At 69.8% G+C, this 15058-nt stretch carries 18 protein-coding genes; 9 read left to right on the top strand and 9 right to left on the bottom strand.

From position 1 onward, the window contains the following. Positions 1–99 precede the first annotated feature (99 nt). The 3 genes from OG406_RS04090 to OG406_RS04080 all read left to right on the top strand — a co-directional run bounded on the left by OG406_RS04090 (position 100) and on the right by OG406_RS04080 (position 2284). Positions 100–933, top strand: a complete 834-nt coding sequence (locus OG406_RS04090; protein ID WP_329184013.1) for a hypothetical protein — start codon at positions 100–102, stop codon at positions 931–933. 149 nt (positions 934–1082) lie between these two features. After that, positions 1083–1325, top strand: a complete 243-nt coding sequence (locus tag OG406_RS04085) for a hypothetical protein (protein ID WP_329184011.1) — start codon at positions 1083–1085, stop codon at positions 1323–1325. A 416-nt stretch (positions 1326–1741) separates the two neighbouring features. After that, complete coding sequence (locus OG406_RS04080; protein ID WP_267049517.1) at positions 1742–2284, top strand: dihydrofolate reductase family protein; 543 nt, start codon at positions 1742–1744, stop codon at positions 2282–2284. A 257-nt stretch (positions 2285–2541) separates the two neighbouring features. Here the strand turns inward: OG406_RS04080 and OG406_RS04075 are convergent, their stop codons facing one another. Next, on the bottom strand, positions 2542–3063 hold the full coding sequence (locus OG406_RS04075) for a hypothetical protein (RefSeq protein ID WP_329184009.1): 522 nt from the start codon (positions 3061–3063) through the stop codon (positions 2542–2544). A gap of 136 nt (positions 3064–3199) precedes the next feature. Further along, positions 3200–3361, bottom strand: a complete 162-nt coding sequence (locus OG406_RS04070) for an FHA domain-containing protein (protein WP_329184007.1) — start codon at positions 3359–3361, stop codon at positions 3200–3202. A 245-nt stretch (positions 3362–3606) separates the two neighbouring features. On the opposite strand from OG406_RS04070, the gene OG406_RS04065 reads away from it, so the two are divergent. Next, complete coding sequence (locus OG406_RS04065; protein ID WP_329184006.1) at positions 3607–4725, top strand: inositol polyphosphate kinase family protein; 1119 nt, start codon at positions 3607–3609, stop codon at positions 4723–4725. Positions 4726–5207: 482 nt separating this feature from the next. On the opposite strand, the gene OG406_RS04060 is transcribed toward OG406_RS04065, so the two are convergent. Continuing rightward, positions 5208–5618, bottom strand: coding sequence for a VOC family protein (locus tag OG406_RS04060; protein WP_266850392.1), 411 nt, complete (start codon positions 5616–5618; stop codon positions 5208–5210). A gap of 505 nt (positions 5619–6123) precedes the next feature. Between OG406_RS04060 and OG406_RS04055 the strand changes: the two genes are divergently transcribed. Next, on the top strand, positions 6124–6378 hold the full coding sequence (locus tag OG406_RS04055) for a DUF6479 family protein (RefSeq protein ID WP_266850391.1): 255 nt from the start codon (positions 6124–6126) through the stop codon (positions 6376–6378). A 118-nt stretch (positions 6379–6496) separates the two neighbouring features. Here the strand turns inward: OG406_RS04055 and OG406_RS04050 are convergent, their stop codons facing one another. The 4 genes from OG406_RS04050 to OG406_RS04035 all read right to left on the bottom strand — a co-directional run bounded on the left by OG406_RS04050 (position 6497) and on the right by OG406_RS04035 (position 10769). Beyond that, entirely contained in the window at positions 6497–7282 is a 786-nt protein-coding gene (locus OG406_RS04050; protein WP_329184003.1) for a phosphatase PAP2 family protein, read from the bottom strand. Continuing rightward, complete coding sequence (locus OG406_RS04045) at positions 7282–8235, bottom strand: YihY/virulence factor BrkB family protein (protein WP_266618794.1); 954 nt, start codon at positions 8233–8235, stop codon at positions 7282–7284. The genes OG406_RS04050 and OG406_RS04045 overlap by 1 nt, the downstream gene beginning before the upstream one ends. Next, positions 8235–9986, bottom strand: coding sequence for a diacylglycerol kinase family protein (locus OG406_RS04040; protein ID WP_329184000.1), 1752 nt, complete (start codon positions 9984–9986; stop codon positions 8235–8237). Before OG406_RS04040 ends, OG406_RS04045 begins: the two co-directional genes overlap by 1 nt. Before the next feature lie 282 nt (positions 9987–10268). Then, complete coding sequence (locus tag OG406_RS04035) at positions 10269–10769, bottom strand: lamin tail domain-containing protein (RefSeq protein ID WP_329183998.1); 501 nt, start codon at positions 10767–10769, stop codon at positions 10269–10271. A 200-nt stretch (positions 10770–10969) separates the two neighbouring features. Between OG406_RS04035 and OG406_RS04030 the strand changes: the two genes are divergently transcribed. The 3 genes from OG406_RS04030 (at position 10970) to OG406_RS04020 (ending at position 12357) form a co-directional block, all read left to right on the top strand. After that, positions 10970–11275 carry a DUF6400 family protein gene (locus tag OG406_RS04030; protein WP_329183996.1) on the top strand — a complete coding sequence of 102 codons (306 nt, stop codon included), beginning with the start codon at positions 10970–10972 and terminating at the stop codon, positions 11273–11275. After that, a complete protein-coding gene (locus tag OG406_RS04025; RefSeq protein WP_266618799.1) occupies positions 11262–11519 on the top strand; it encodes a hypothetical protein in 258 nt (85 codons plus the stop codon). Before OG406_RS04030 ends, OG406_RS04025 begins: the two co-directional genes overlap by 14 nt. A 343-nt stretch (positions 11520–11862) precedes the next feature. After that, complete coding sequence (locus tag OG406_RS04020) at positions 11863–12357, top strand: hypothetical protein (protein WP_329183992.1); 495 nt, start codon at positions 11863–11865, stop codon at positions 12355–12357. A 112-nt stretch (positions 12358–12469) separates the two neighbouring features. Here the strand turns inward: OG406_RS04020 and OG406_RS04015 are convergent, their stop codons facing one another. Next, positions 12470–12970: a cysteine dioxygenase gene (locus tag OG406_RS04015; protein ID WP_329183990.1), complete on the bottom strand. Its 501-nt coding sequence runs from the start codon at positions 12968–12970 to the stop codon at positions 12470–12472. A 37-nt stretch (positions 12971–13007) separates the two neighbouring features. After that, a complete protein-coding gene (locus OG406_RS04010; protein WP_329183988.1) occupies positions 13008–13949 on the bottom strand; it encodes an amidohydrolase in 942 nt (313 codons plus the stop codon). Between the two features lie 100 nt (positions 13950–14049). On the opposite strand from OG406_RS04010, the gene OG406_RS04005 reads away from it, so the two are divergent. Next, positions 14050–15054 carry a LacI family DNA-binding transcriptional regulator gene (locus OG406_RS04005; RefSeq protein ID WP_329183986.1) on the top strand — a complete coding sequence of 335 codons (1005 nt, stop codon included), beginning with the start codon at positions 14050–14052 and terminating at the stop codon, positions 15052–15054. The last annotated feature ends 4 nt before the right edge of the window (positions 15055–15058 follow it).

Here is a 15058-nt window from a genome sequence, read left to right as displayed (position 1 = left end):
CTGAGGGATCCGAAGGTCGGGTGACGCGCGTGAGCCCTACCGTCGGCTCGCTGAAGTGGGGGCCGATGATGGGCAGTTACGTGCCCGTCGCTAGCATCCATGATCATGACCATGCGGGGGTGGCGGCTGGGTGCCGCGTTGATGCTTACGGCGATCTGCGTCTCCGGTGCAGGAGGTCCTGGCGTCATCCGTACGGCGTCGGACCTCGGCCCCCTCCCGGGCGACCGCTACGACTACACGCCGCAGGATTACCGGCAATCAAAGCGCGCAACGGCTTTGCTGGTCCGCCAATGCATGGTGCAACGCGGCCACCCGGACTTCCCGCTCGATCCTCGCTACCCCAGTGATCCCCTGGTCGCCACCGCGGTCGCCACCGACTACGGAGTTCTGGATCTCGATGCGGCTCGTCGCTGGGGCTACGGCTGGGATCCGGCAACCGCTGTGTCGCCGCAGCCGAAGGGCCGCAGGATGACGAACGCCGAGTATGCGGACTTCCCCGCATGTAACGCCGAGGCGGACGAGCGGCTGATGCGCGGCATCGACGTCAAGCGGGACTGGCTCTTCGCCAGTAGGCGGGCGGTCGAGGTAGACAAAGTGGTCAAGCGTGATCCACGCCTGCGCGCTGCGTGGAGGCTGTGGTCCCGGTGCGTGGCAGAACAAGGATTCACGCGCTATCCCGACCCTGTGGCCGCGTACTCGGACACCGCCTGGCGACGTGGCAGTGACGGCAACACCCGACACGCACCGCAGGAGCGAGCGACCGCCGCGGCGGACGTCACCTGCAAACGGCACCACCATACGGCCGAGGTCTGGCACGACGCCCGGGCGCGGGGGCAGAGCGCGGACATCGCCAGGCACCGTGATCGCTATGCCGCCAGTCTCGAAGCGCTGCGAACGTACCGGGCAACGATCGCCGAGGTGCTGCGGAAATAGGGTGGGTCGGAACGCGGCGCACGACCCCAACTCCTATGCAGCGCCTGTGTACCCGTCACGCGGCGTTGAAGCGGTCTGATCGGGTGGCACGGTGCCGCGGGTCCTCGGTGGAAGCTGACGCGGCGCCGGATCGCGGTATCCGGAACGGTATGAGTCTTTCGAGGCCGGTGAAGTTCCTGCTGCTGTTCCTTCTCGCATTCGTGGGAGGCACGCTGTATCTGCACTTCGGCAAAGACCAGGACTGGAGCGACTCTCCGCTCCTCGGTCTCATCACGGCACCCGTCGTCGTGGCCGCATGGAAGTTCCGCGACTGGTACACGGACCGTGCCCGACGAGCCGGACGGAACTGGCGTGAAGCCCGCGACGAGTACAAGCGTGCACGGGGCGTCTGAGGAGTCTTCGCCGCCGCGGGAAAGCGCGCGGGAGCCGGCACCACTGCCCCTCGCGCTGCGCACCGTGCCGGGTACCCCTCGCTGTTCGCCCATCCCTTCCTTGATGGAGAAGGGATGGGCCGTGCGCGCCCGACAGGCCGGTGCTGCGGCGGCCCCGGCTTCAGTGCCTGCCGACGGCTCAGGGACGCAAGAGTGTCTTGATCATGCCATCCTGCTTCGCCTGGAAGGTGGCGTAAGCCTCGGGCGCGTCTTCCAGCGGCAGGTGGTGGGTGGCGAATCCGCATGGTGCCGTCGATGCGCGGCCGGCTCATCCGAGCGTCGGCTGTTCGTGCTGCGCCACCGCGGATACGCTGGCACCTTCCCACCGGCCGGCCTCCGATTCGGTCTCGGGCCTCCAAGATCCATGGAGCAGACGCATGAGCGATGTGAGTGCCGGCACCGGCAAAGTGGTCGTGAACAGGGCGATGTCGCTGGACGGCTTCATCGCCGGTCGTGGCAACGCGATGGACTGGGTTGCCGAGTACCTGCCTGCGGACGCGTTCCCGGAGGTCATGGCGGCCACGGGTGCCATGCTCGTCGGGCGGGGCACGTACGAAGTCGCCAAGCGAATGACCCACGAGGGCGCCGCTTACGACGGGGGAGCACAGTTCGTCCTCACGCACCGGCCTCCCGACGAGCCGGACCCCACCGTCACATTCCTCACCTGTGGACTTGAGGAAGCCGTTGCCACGGCACGCGGCGCCGCCGGCGGCAAGAACCTGGAGATCCTCGGTGCCGACGTGGCGGCTCAGTGCCTGCAGAGCGGGCTCGTCGACGAGATCCTCGTGTATGTCGTACCGGTGCTCCTGGGCGACGGCGTCCGCTTCTCACCCCCGAGCCTCGACAGGATCGACCTGGAGCCCTTCGACAACACCCAGTCGGGCGCCATCACGATGCTCCGCTTCCGGGTGCGAAAGTAGGCGCGGCTCTCCGACGGTCAGTGCGGTGACCACGAACGCTCGCAGACCGGTCAAGTACACCGATCGGCCACTCGGTTGGGCAGCCTCGCGCTCCGCTTCGAAGCCGGCGTCGTGATCGCCGCGATCGCCGAGTGGTTGTGACCTGGTTGAGCAGCCGCGTTCTCATGCCCTGGATAGCCGGACCCAGTTTTCCCGGGCAGCCGCCCCGCAAGGTCACCGACATCTAATGCACGGCCTACGGATCTGCCCCTTGGTTATCACTCAGTGGGATCCACGTTCCGTACCGCCGGCAGATCGCTGCCGCAGAAGACGCAGACGAAGTCGTCCTCGCGGACGATGTTGTGCTCCTGGCAGTCCGGGCATCGCCGGAACACCACCGCGTGGGTGAAACGGGAGGGCCGCCGGAGCTCGACCGCGTCCAGAGCGCGGGCCACCTCCGCCCAAGAGGTGACGTCCGGGCAGTAGCCGGTGGACTGGTTGCTGACCTCGCTCACGGTCCACCGATCTGCCTCGCGCATGAAGCTGATCTCACCGGCACTCAGCACCAGGTCTCCGCCGGCACAGGCCACGTGCTCGCTTCGCCGCGGCGCCAGCCGAAGCACACCATCCATATCGACCACGAAGGTGAAGGGTTCGGCCAGTTCCGCCGCTGACTGTTCCACGATCCAGCTACGGAAGTCACCCGCGGAACCGATGCAACGCCCGCCGGCACCAGGCCGGACCGCACCCTTCAGCTCGATCGGTCCGACATATCGATAACTCCGCCCGCGCCCAGTCACGTCAGCGAATCCAGAGCCTTTGCGACACACGCCGTAGGTGTATTGAGCACGAGCGTTGTTGACACTCGGTGCGCCTTGAACATGACGAAGACCTCCGATGTGGTGGAGCTGTCTGGCAGCAGAATTACCCCGCTGCCTAGACGAGGACGATCTCCGCGTGGAACCGGGAGACGCTCAGGCTGGCGATGACGACCGTGTTCCCCGCGTTGCGCCCGAACGTGACCCGGGTGTCGACGGTCAGGATGGGCTCTCCCGCCAGCAGACCATCACGTCCGACGAGCACCGGTGCCTTGGCCATTCCCTCCCCAGTGCGCCGAGCGTGCGTTCAGCCCTCAACTAAGCGCACTGCCAAGCGAAATCACAGATCCAGTGCAACCATAAACGCACCCCATGCAGAACGGTCCTCCCGGTTCGGCCCACCCCGATTCGGCGCATCCCGGCCCGTCCCCGAATCGCCGGGCATTGAACCGTGTTCCTCCCCATGGCCGTTGTCCCTCTTCGAAGGCGCTCGTCGGGCGCACTCGATGAGAGCAGGAGACACGCATGGCAACACCCGTTGACACCACGAACGAGATCTCGTATGCCTCCGACGACGAGGCGGAGCGCAGCGCCCTTCGAGAAGGCCGGCGGTCCACGTCACCGTCGCCGGAGCGGAACGTCAACCAGGGCGGGCACGGCGGCATCACACCGCTCGGGCCGAACGGCGAGATTCTGCAGAAGGGAGCCCCGCAGGGCTCCGTGGAGAACGAGTTCTACGAACGGGTACGCGCGGCCGCCTACCCGCACTTCACGCCGGTCGTCCCAGCGTCGTACACGGCGGACGAGGTTCGCGCCAAGCTGGGTGACAGTCTGTCCCCGGCGCAGCTCGACGGCCTGGACGACCGCCAGAACATCTACATCGAGAACATCACCTCGGGCCTGGACAACTCGAAGACCCTCGACACCAAGATCGGGAAGTCGACCACGAGCTACCGCGAGAACCTCGAACAGCACGACAAGGGCAAGTGGGCGGCCGGGACCAAGGCCCTGAAGTTCGCCATCGGCGTAGACCCGGCCACCGGCTCGACGTTCCGCGGCTGGCGTGCGGTCGGCGGCACCGACGCGGGCGACAGCCGACTGATCACCGGCATACAGTCACAGAAGATCCTGAGCAAGTTCTCGGAGGATCCAGCGGTCTGGGACCAGCTGATCACCAAGATGCAGGACATCAGGACCGCGGCGCACAACTCCGACATCGGCTTCATCGCCTCCAGCGTGTTCTCGGTCACCGGCACGAGGGAGGGTGAGCAGGTGGTGGACGCCAAGCTCATCGACTTCGCCCATGTCATCGACGCGGCGCAGCCGTTCAAGCAGTCACCCAGCGTCAGCCCCGACGGTAGCCCGCGGCTCGGCCCCGCAGAGCTCGAACCGGGCGCCCGGCCGGCCAACCGCACCGATCTGACCGATCTCAAGAACAAGTACCGGGCACAGTTCATCGAGGGTATGGATGCCCTGATCGGGGACGCCACACGGGTCCGCGGGGAGAAGGGCCGGGCCCAAGTGGCGCAATTCGCGTCGATGAACCCCGCACCGGGTGTCGCCCAGCAGTCGACCAGCACGGCGCCCCAGGGCAAGCCGTACGTCCCCCCGAAGAACACCCAGGGCTCCGCCCCCGGCCGCTGACGGCCCGGGACCCAGGAGGTCGCGCAGCCACCACCTTCCATCGGCGTCGCGGAGGATGACTGCGCCTTCCCGAACGGGGTGTCCGCGGAGTACCAGGTGCTGCCGCACTCCGGGCAGGTGAAGCGGGGCCAGGGGTGTCGACGTCCCTCGACGACTGCTGTGAGGGCCGCCCCGCCGGCGTCGATTGCTGCACGGCGGGAGGCCCGATGACCTCACGATGCACCGTCCTGACGGCGAGGCCCGCGGGCAAGCAGCCCCTGGCCGCCGCTCAGGAAGCAGCCGGCGGCCGCAACCGGTGGAACGGTTGTCCTGCCCGCGCAGACCCCCTGGCTCGACCCAAAAGTCACGGCACCGGCCCGAGCCTCTACCCGACCCTCGACGCAATCCAGGACCCGCTGAGGTGCTGGACCGGCACCTGCACCACCTGCGGCCGCCCCCCGCGGAAACCAGCAGAATCAGACCCAGAACCTAACAAAGCACCATTAGTCGCGCTTCGTCCAGACAGGCCCCTGATCGGTCCAGATGACTCCCTTGTTGCGGCAGAGGCAGAAGGGGTGGCCGATGGGGTCGGTGTAGACCCGGAAGCCGTAGCCGTCGGGGTCGGTGCAGTCCCGCTGCAGGGTCGCGCCGAGGGCCAGGACGCGGCTGTGTTCGGCCTCCATGGCATCGACCTCGAAGTCGAGGTGGAACTGCTTGGGGTGTTCGCTGTCCGGCCACCGCGGGGCGCGGTAGTCATCCACCTGGATGAAGGCCAGTTCGATCTGGCCGAGCTGGATACCGGCCCAGTTCTCGTTACTGTCCTCCTTGACGGGGATTCCCGTCACCTCGGAGTAGAAGGCCGCCAGCTTCATCGTGTCCGGGCAGTCGATGATGAAGTCTGTGAGTCGAAGCATGCCGCGATCTTGCCACAAGCCTCATGAGCCGGACCTTGAGGCAGGCCCTGCCCCGAAGCGTGGGGCGCATAGGGTCTTCCGGTCGGGCCTGGCGGAGCGAGAGTCTGCGTGTGTTTGCCGAACTCCCGCTGCCTGGCGCGGGATTGCAGAACTCGCTCGCCACCGGCGATGCCACGATCCGGCGCCCGATGATGGGCAAGACGCACCGCCGCCGCAGCTCTCGGAGAGTGAACTGGCGAAACGATGCCGTCGCGCGGTCGAGTTGGCCTCGACCTGTCGGAGCGAGTGCCTGTAGCGCGTATCGCCTGACAGGCCCGGCACCGGTGTGCCTTGGGCAGACTCGCGCTGAGCTGAGTCCGGCCCGGCAGGTGCCATTCCTTCGCGGAACCCCCCCCGCAGCGGCCGGGACGGCGCCGCTCCTTCCTCGGACGGGCCCAGGTCGGCCAGACGGGTGCCGTGACCGCCGTACGTGATGATTCCCCTCCGGTAGGGGTACCCGGACCGCATGATCAATGCAGCAGAAACCACTCTGGCCGCGTCCTCCACCGGCGCCCTGTGGCTGATCGTGGCGGGAGTCGTGATCGTCGTGGGGCTCCTGGTCGCGTTCTTCGTCGGCAGCCGACGCTCCGCCCGGCGGCAGATCTCCACGCCGGTGCAAGACCCGGCGCAGATGCCGCACGGTACGGCCGACCCCGCCCAGCGCGGCGACGGATGGCAGACCCCCGAAGGTGATCCGGAGCAGGGGCACCCGCGTCGCTGATCCCGAGATCGGGCCGACCGCTGGGCACGCGAGGGGCGGGCCGTCGGGACACGTGGCTGTCGGGACATGCGAGGGGCGGCGGGCGCATGCTGCGCCCGCCGCCCCTCAGTCATGGCCTTCAGCGCCGCCCCGGCTCCGGTTCCGGGTGCTTCTGGGTCAGTTCGGGCTCCAGGCCCCCGCTCACGTCGGCATGACCGCGGCCCGCGTCGGCGCGCCAGGCCTCGAAGGCCCAGGCGGTGAGCGCGACCACGGCGAGTCCGAGGAGCCAGCCGCCCACCACGTCACTGAACCAGTGCACGCCCAGCGCGACCCGGGTGAAACCGACGCCGATCACGGACAGTCCCGCCACCCACCAGCAGACCGCCCTCCACGCCCGCGGCACCATCGGCAGCAGGACCAGCAGCCCGATGGCGAACGAGGTGGTGGCGGTCATGGCGTGGCCGGAGGGGAAGGAGAACCCCGGGGCCTGCGCCACCGGATCCTCCAGGGACGGGCGCGCCCGCTCCACGATGGTCTTCACCAGCAGCCCGATGACCCCGCCGGCCACCGCCGTGACGGCGGACCAGGCGGCGAGCCGCCACGCCCGGCGGTACAGCAGCCACACGGTCAGGACGAAGACGGCCACGCGCAACGTCGTGGGGTCCCACACCCAGTCGGACAGGAACCGCAGGGTGCTCGTCCACGCCGGGTGGTCCAGGGCGGTGGTGTGCAGCGAGTGCGCCGCGCCGGAGTCCAGTCGGCGCAGGGGCTGCCACCGCCCCTCCACCAGAACCAGGAGCAGACCGAAGGGTACGGCGGCGACGGCGGCGACGGCGGTGGCGCCGAGAAGCCGGGCGCCGAACCTGCGGTCTGCCTCACGGCGGCGGCGTTCTCGGAGGGTGCGGACGGCGACACGCACGGGCATCAGACTCCCGGGTCGGATTGGATCGGACCGGGGCGCCGGGCCCGCGAGGCCTCCAGCTGTGCGGCGAAGGACAGTCCGAGGAACAGGGCAATGGACGTCAGGTAGGCCCACAGCACCAGCGACATGAAGGCACTGAGCGGGCCGTAGACGGTGTCGAAGGAACCGCTGATGTCCAGGTACAGGCTGAGTACCCAGGTCAGCGCGGTCCACAGCACCAGATACACGGCGGCTCCGAAGGCCAGCCAGGTGTACCCGGGCTGCTGACGGCGCGGCGAGCGGCGGAAGATCGCGCTCGCCGAGATGAGGGCGAGGAGCAGCCCGAGCGGCCAGCGGATGATCTCCCAGGCCGTCTTGGCACCCCCGTCGAGGTGGTAGACCGCCACGACGGAGGACGCCAGATCACCGCCGGCCACCATGATGATGAATCCGAGGCCGAGCGGGATCCCGGCACTCAGCGACATGGCAAGGCCACGCAGGTACTTCTGATGGAAGACCCGGTCACGCTCGTTGCCGTAGATCCGGTTGGCGCCGCGCTCTATCTGGCACATTGCCGTGGTCACGTTGACCACCGAGAACACCGCGCCGAACCAGAGGGCGACCGCCGCGCCGTCGCCCGCCTTGTGCCGGCTGCGTTGCAGTGCGTCGTCGACGACCTCCGCGCTGGGTCCGGCGGCGAGCCGGTGGATGGTCAGTTCGGCCACCCGGCCGATGTTCTCGGTGTGCAGGGTGGTGGAGAGCCCGACGAACGCGATGGCGAGCGGGATCACCGCCAGCACGGTCTGGAGTGCGAGCGCCCGCGAGTGGCTGAACCCGTCGGCGTAGCGGAACCGGATGAAGGAATCGCGCAGCAGCGGCCAGCCGCCGTAGCGGCGCAAAGACGCCAGCGCCTCGTCGGCGGACAGTTCCTCGCCGCTCATGTCCCGTGTCACCGGGACCTTGGTGGCCGTACCCATCACTTCTCCCGCGGCGGCAGCAGAACGGTCAGCGCGCCCGGGCGGACCTCGGCGGTGATACGGCGGCCAGGGCCGACCGGATCGCCGTCGAGTTCCCGCGACTGCGGTGTGTCGAAGGTGATGTCGGCGCGCTTGAACGTGAAGAACTCCACCGGCACGCCCTTCCCGGAGTCGTCACCGGTCGCAAGGGTCCGCGGGGCGGTCCCGGCGGATGTACCGGGGCGCCGCATCAGGGTGCTCACGGCGCGAATCCAGCCGCCGGGGCCACGGGGGTCCAGGACGAGCAGGTCGAGCAGGCCGTCGTCGGGCTGGGCGTCCGGGAGCAGGGTCACCCCTGCCTGCACCGTACCCACGTTGCCGACGAGCACCATGCGGGCCGTACGGCTGAAGGCGGGCGCGTCGTCCAGTCGGACCGTCAGGCGCATCCGGGGGGTCCGCAGGGTGCCGACACCGGCCAGGACGTAGGCCGGCCAGCCCAGGTGGGCCTTGGCGCGCGGGTCGGTGTGTTCCATCATCGCCGCGTCGAGGCCGGCACCGGCCATGGCGGTGAAGTGGGTGCCCTGGAGATCGTCGCCCTCGATGTGGCCCAGGTCGAGTCGGTGCGGCCGGCCGCTCAGTGCTGCCTCGAGCGCCGCTGTGGAGGCGAGCGGCAGCCCCAGGTTGCGGGCCAGCAGGTTGCCCGTGCCGCTGGGGACGATGGCCAGCGGGACGTCGCTGCCGGCCATCGCGTCGGCGACCGCGCGGACGGTTCCGTCACCGCCGCACACGACGACGACAGTCGCGCCCTCGCGGATCGCGCGGGTGGCCTGTCCTGCGCCCGGGTCATCGGCGGTGGTCTCGATGAACACCGGGTCGCGGTGGCCGTGCCGCTCCAGGGTCTCCCGGAGTTCCTCGCGTGCGGCGGCATCGGTGACGGTGGGATTGACGATCACGGCGGTGGTGCCGGCCTGGCGCTCCTCATGCCCCTCGTCGGCGGCACGGGCGGCCGGGACGGTGGCCTTGGCGGGCGGCGCCGCCACGGACTTGTCGACGAACAGGGCCCGGCCGACGATCAGCAGGGACAGCCCACCGTTGGCCATACCGCCCAGGACGTCCGTGGGGTGGTGCATGCCCCGGTAGAGACGGGCGAAGGCCACGATCAGGGGCAGGAGCAGTAGAAGTCCGCCCACAACCTTGCGCCAGGGCCCCCGCATGCGGGACAGCACGATCACCGAGAGACCCGCGTACAGGGCGGTCGCCGCACCGGTGTGACCGGAGGTGTAGCTGGAGGTGGGCGGCGAGGCGTCGAGGCGGTCCACCTCGGGCCGGTGGCGGTCCACCGACATGGTGATCACCAGGAACACCAGGGACTGGAGGGAGACCCCGACGGCCAGGAAGACGGCCTGACGCCACATCGGCAGTCGAGGTATCAGGATCAGGCCCAGGCAGGCCAGCAGTGTGCCGATGACGACCGTGAGGGTGTTGCCGGCCTCCGAGGCGATGAAGGACAGAGTGTTGAAAGTGCCCGTACGGACGTTCTCGAAGCCCTCGTTGACGTTGTCCTCGACCGTCAGCGGCCACAGGCCCTTGGCGGGACCGGTGATGAGAAGACCGATCCCCACCATCAGGGCCGCCTGGCAGACGGTCAGCACACCGATGCGTGCGGCGGTCTTGCCGGTGCCCCGGGGCATGGTGAACGAGCGGGTGGGTCGCGCGTCCTCCGCTCGGGCGCCGGTGGTTCCGGCGGATCTGTCCGGCACGGTCGTAGGCATCAGGGACTCCCAGGGTCAGCGCAGTGCGGCTGGCTTCGACCCGGTCGGGCGCTCCTCCCGGGTCCACCGCCGTTTGCCCCCGAACCCCTGGAACAGGCCTGTCAGCTCGTGGAAATACGCCAAACCCCTGATTTCGACCGCGGATACGAGTCCTGGTCCGATCGCGGACATGTGACAGGGACGGCCCGGCCGCGCCGCTGTGTCGCGGCACGCCCGAGGCCGTCCCTTTCACGAACCCTGGGAACGCTGTCCCGCGTGCGGGACAGCGTTCCCACAGGCGTATCAGCCGTGGTACGTGATGTACCCGTTGCCGTCGCGGTCGTTGGACGACGCGCTGTACGTGTGCACGTCGGCGCGGGCGCCGGACGGCTTGTACAGGTAGATGGTGTCCTTGTCGTTGTTCCAGAGGAAGTTGCAGTTCTGGCGGTAGACGACGTTGTTCGCGTCCGAGTCGGTGCCGTGTCCGCCGCGGAGCTTGATGTAGTCCCCGGGCTGGAGGTAGTGGTTCGACGGGAACGTGAAGGTGGTGCCCACGGCGTCCTTGACGACGTAGCCCTTCAGGTTCACCGTCGCGCTGGACGAGTAGTTCTTGATCGTTAGGTACTCACTCCGGGTGTTGCCCGTGGAGCAGCTGTTGGAGTCCCGGCCCGGAGCGTCGTACTGCACGCCCTTGACCTTCAGCGCGGACGAGTACTCGGTGACGGCCTGCGCCGGAGCGGCGGCGACGGCCGCGAACGTCCCGGCAGCGGCGGCGGTGACTGCCAGGGCAGCACGAATACGCATGAGGATTCCCCCCTCAGTGGTGCGGATGAAGCTCCAGGAGCATATCGAGCGTGTGACCGCGAGGTGACAGGAATGTGTGGGCTACGTAAAGAGCGCACAGGTCGCGGAGGTGCGGCGGACGGTGTCCTGCCGCCTGACCTGCTGTGACTTCGCCCACCTCCCCTTGTCCCCGCAAAGAAGGCATACCTAAGTTGTGTCCCATGGATCCCCATACGTCCCCCACGCCCCAGGACCGCGACGGATCACCCACGGGCGGCGCCGACAGGTCGGCACCCCTCGAACTGGTGGACTTCACTGTCGACCTCACCGCGCACGAGGTCCTGCGGCAGGCCCAGGTCCTGACCGCGCTCGGTCCCGACTGGGATCCGATCGAGGCGCTGCGGGGCGAGGAGGCCGCCCGCGCCCTCCTCTACTCCGGCCTCGACGAGGAACAGCAGCGCGTGTACGACGATCTCGTCGCGGCCGGAGTGCTGCCGCGGCGCGGAGACGGCCGTGCTGCCGCTTGATCCCCAGGCGGACGTCGGGCGTCGTGCCTGGGTGACCTGCCCGAACTGCGCGGACAACCGAGGGTGCGCGTCGTGCGAGCAGCGTCGGTCGTGCTCGGAACACTGGCGCTACCTGCTCTCCACCACTGGAAGCCTGCTCCATCTGCAGTGTCCGTCCTGTACTCACGTCTGGACCCACGAGACCGGTTTCGGCGCCACCCGTTCCTGGTGGGACCGGATCACGGGCGGCCGCCCGAAGCGCTGACGCGCGCCGGGAGATATCCTCCGAAGGCCCCAGGCGGGTCGAAGATCTCCGATGCGCCGCTGTGGGAAGATCGCAGCCCCGCACGACAGAAGTCCGGGCCCGCGCACGTCGTCGTTCACAGATTCGATGACGCTCGTGGCCCACCGGTGGATGACGGACCGGCCCGCGCGGGTAAAGAACCTGTGCGCACCTGCGCGAAGACCCCACTGCCGAAGGACTGCCGGTCTTGGACCTCCCACACTCCGAAAGCCCTGCCGCACGACGTCCGGGACGGACATGGACCGTCCGCATCTCCGGCCACAGTGACCGCACGGCGTCCGTCTCCTGCTCCTCTCCCTGCGCGATGCCGCCGCGCTCCCGCGACCTCGCCTCCCTGCGCCGCTTCGCCGAGGCCCATGTCGGCGCCCACGCCCGGGCCGCCACCGTGCACCCCGACGCCGCCTGTGCCTGCCGGCAGACACAGTGCGCCTCCCACGAGGACAGCCAGGTCCACTGCGCGGGCAGCGTGCTGCTCGTCCTGCGGCACGACCCGGCCGTCGGTCAGGTGTGGACCCTGATGGAAGTCTGCGCCGCCTGCGCCCCCTTGATGACCCACACCCGCGTTCTCGGCCGGGCCCTCCCTCGCACCAGGACCCCCGTCGCGCCGGCACCGGTGACCCCTGCGGCCGGAGCCCCGGCGGCCGTGCCCGCGGTCCCCGGTGGCTTCAGCGCGCCGAGCGGCCCCGGCTTCAACAGCGGTGACGCACCCGCGGCACCGTCACGGTCCCGCTCCGGCGGCCGCGGCCGCCCCCAGCCCCGGCAGGGCCGCCGGGACCAGGGCAGATCCTCCCGCGGCTGACCATGGCGCGCCGCGGTCACGCGGGGCGCCACCGGTTCTCAACGCGTGGGATCCCGGTGTGAAGGGCGGGGAATACGCGCATCCACCGCCGGCGTCCGCCGGCGGAATTCCTTCACGCGGCCGGGCTGTCCAGCGGGCGCAGTTCGTCGGCGTACGAGACGGAGATGCGGCGCATGAGTCCGTCCCCGGTGATGTCGTACTGCCCCAGGCGCCACAGCGGCGGCGAGTAGGCGTGCAGCGAGACCGCGTCGTCGGTGGCACCGGTGAGCCGGTGGATGTGCTCGGGACCGAAGCAGAACGACTCGCCCGCGCCGACCGCCACCGACAGATGACGGCCGCCTATCCGGGGGTTGGACTCGTTCAGCACCCCCTGGACGACCCGGACCGCGCCCGCCGAGATGTCGTGGTCGTGCCAGCCGGTGTCGTTCTGCCGGGTCCAGCACAGCAGCCAGACGTCGACGTACTCGTCGCGGTGCAGCGACGCGTAGTGCCGCTCCTCGTGCGAGAAGGCGACCTGGTCACGCCAGAGTTCGGGCCGGGCTGCCAGGCCGTCGACGAGCCGCTGGAGTTCGTGCTTGTCGAGCGTGCGGTCCGGCAGGGACGAGTACGTCACGGCGGTGTTCCCTTCCAGGATGGGCCCGTCGCGCGGATCAGACGCGGCCGTGCAGCAGGCGGGCGGGGTTGACGGTGCGCAGGGCGTGGACGGCGGCGTCCGCGCCCAGATCGGGGATGACGGGAGGGGCGTAGGGCCGGTCGCTCCCGCTCACGACGACGTCGATGCCGGCGGCCCGGACCAAGGCGTCCACGGCGCGGGTGCCGTAGGAGGAGGTGTCGTAGAAGACGTCGAAGTCGACCTCGCCGCGCCCGCCGCCCCGCGCCGCGAGCCGTTCGCCGTGCAGGGGCGCCAGACCCGCGAGCGCCGCGAAGCACACCCGCAGCCCCGGATGACGGGCCCGGCCGAAGGCCCGGAACGCGAACCACGCGCTGTGCAGCTGCTGTTGGTAGGGGACCAGAGCCGCCCACCAGGACGGGACCCCGGGAGCGGAGACGGCCGCGCCCGGATGGACGAACAGCGGTCTGTCGAGGCGTGTCAGCACGTCGAGCAGCGGAGCGCACGTGCGCCAGCCGACGGCGTCCAGCAGCGCTGTGGCCGGGAGTTGCAGTCCCACGCAGCCCTGCCGGAGTGCCTGCTCCACCGCGGCGGGGTCCGGCGCGCTCAGGCAGGGGGAGGCCCAGACGCCGAACGGTGCGGGCAGCGCCAGCGCGCCCGTGTGAAAGGCGTCGAGCAGGGGCAGGGACTCGGCCGGCGGCAGGTGTTCGATGCCCAGCGGGCTGGACAGCGACACCAGGGCGAGGTCGAGACCGTCGGCGACGGCCAGCCGCACACGGGCCTCGACGTCGTGGTCACCGGGGCCCACCGCGAACGGCGGCTCGCCCTCCAGGTGCAGCGTCCAGCCGTCGAGACGTGGAGGAGCGGCGCGCGCCCTGAGCAGCTCGACGAAGGCGGGCGGCCAGATGTGCTGGTGGACGTCGATGGGCACCCTGAAGTCCTCGGAGGTCCGTGCGGTGGGGCGGGAACAGCGATCGGTCATCGGTTAAGCGCTTCAGTGATGCGCTTAACTTAAGCGATTAACAACCCGGCGTGTCAAGCAGGTGCCCGCGATCCGGACGCGGCCCGGTAGGCTTCCCGGCATGGTCAGGCCCCCGAAGCGCACCACCCTCAGGGAGGTGGCCGAGGCCACCGGCCTCTCCACCGCCGCGGTCTCCTACGCCCTGCGCGGCAAACACGTCTCCAAGGAGACCGAGGAACGCGTGCGCAAGGCAGCGGCCGAGCTCGGCTACGAGGCCGACCCCATCGCCCGTGCCCTCGCCAGCGGCCGCACCAGCATGGTCGGCGTCCTCGCGGGCGACCTCCAGGACCTGTGGCAGCAGCAGCTGATGGCCGCCATCGGCCGCGAACTCCTCGCCGGCGACCGCTACGCGCTGATCCTCGACGCGGGCGGCGACCCCGACCGGGAACTCGTCCTCGCCAAGCAACTGCGCGACCAGCGCGTCGACGCGCTCCTCGTGTCCCCCGTGAACCCGGCCGCCGAGGAGTGGGCGGCGATCGCCGACGCCCTGCCCGTCGTCGCGGTCGGAGACTCACTGAGCCGGGCCCGCACCGTCGGGCAGGTCATCTTCGACAACCGGGCCGGCATCGACGCCGTCCTGGAATACCTCCACGGCCTCGGCCACCGCCGGGTCACCGTCCTGACCCCGACCCGGCCGAGCACCCCCGACCGGCCCGCCGACGTGTACGTGCGCGAGGCGGCCGACCGCATAGGACTGCGGGCCGAACTCGTGCCCTGCCCTCAGGAGTTGGGCGCGGCGACCGTCGTCGCCCGAGGCGTCCTCGAAGGGGACCGGCGGGCCACCGCCGTCTTCTGCTTCTCCGACTCCCTCGCCTACGGCGTGTACGCGGCCGCGGCCGAGGCCTCGCTCGTCGTGGGACGGGACGTCTCCGTGGTCGGCTTCGACGACCACCCCGTCTCCCGCGTCCTCACCCCACCGCTGACCACCGTCGGTTGGGGGCTGACCCAGATCGCCGCGGAGGCCGCCCGGCTGACCGCCTCCGCGATCGAGGGCAAGCGCGTGCGCAAGAAGCGGATTCTGTGCGCCCCGATGATGTGCGCCCGCGGCTCGGCCGTGGCCGTCTGAGCAT

It is taken from the genome of Streptomyces sp. NBC_01428 (assembly GCF_036231965.1).
Classification (GTDB): domain Bacteria; phylum Actinomycetota; class Actinomycetes; order Streptomycetales; family Streptomycetaceae; genus Streptomyces.
The sequence above is the reverse complement of the archived record's forward strand: the minus strand, read 5'-3'. Positions and strand labels throughout refer to the sequence as shown.

Coding starts and splice junctions, on each gene's coding strand:
- OG406_RS04090 (WP_329184013.1), top strand. CDS start 100: ATGATCATGACCATGCGGGGGTGGCGGCTGGGTGCCGCGTTGATGCTT.
- OG406_RS04050 (WP_329184003.1), bottom strand. CDS start 7,282: ATGCCCGTGCGTGTCGCCGTCCGCACCCTCCGAGAACGCCGCCGCCGT.
- OG406_RS04040 (WP_329184000.1), bottom strand. CDS start 9,986: ATGCCTACGACCGTGCCGGACAGATCCGCCGGAACCACCGGCGCCCGA.
- OG406_RS04055 (WP_266850391.1), top strand. CDS start 6,124: ATGATCAATGCAGCAGAAACCACTCTGGCCGCGTCCTCCACCGGCGCC.
- OG406_RS04060 (WP_266850392.1), bottom strand. CDS start 5,618: ATGCTTCGACTCACAGACTTCATCATCGACTGCCCGGACACGATGAAG.
- OG406_RS04085 (WP_329184011.1), top strand. CDS start 1,083: ATGAGTCTTTCGAGGCCGGTGAAGTTCCTGCTGCTGTTCCTTCTCGCA.
- OG406_RS04020 (WP_329183992.1), top strand. CDS start 11,863: ATGCCGCCGCGCTCCCGCGACCTCGCCTCCCTGCGCCGCTTCGCCGAG.
- OG406_RS04010 (WP_329183988.1), bottom strand. CDS start 13,949: ATGACCGATCGCTGTTCCCGCCCCACCGCACGGACCTCCGAGGACTTC.
- OG406_RS04045 (WP_266618794.1), bottom strand. CDS start 8,235: ATGGGTACGGCCACCAAGGTCCCGGTGACACGGGACATGAGCGGCGAG.
- OG406_RS04035 (WP_329183998.1), bottom strand. CDS start 10,769: ATGCGTATTCGTGCTGCCCTGGCAGTCACCGCCGCCGCTGCCGGGACG.
- OG406_RS04070 (WP_329184007.1), bottom strand. CDS start 3,361: ATGGCCAAGGCACCGGTGCTCGTCGGACGTGATGGTCTGCTGGCGGGA.
- OG406_RS04030 (WP_329183996.1), top strand. CDS start 10,970: ATGGATCCCCATACGTCCCCCACGCCCCAGGACCGCGACGGATCACCC.
- OG406_RS04065 (WP_329184006.1), top strand. CDS start 3,607: ATGGCAACACCCGTTGACACCACGAACGAGATCTCGTATGCCTCCGAC.
- OG406_RS04080 (WP_267049517.1), top strand. CDS start 1,742: ATGAGCGATGTGAGTGCCGGCACCGGCAAAGTGGTCGTGAACAGGGCG.
- OG406_RS04005 (WP_329183986.1), top strand. CDS start 14,050: ATGGTCAGGCCCCCGAAGCGCACCACCCTCAGGGAGGTGGCCGAGGCC.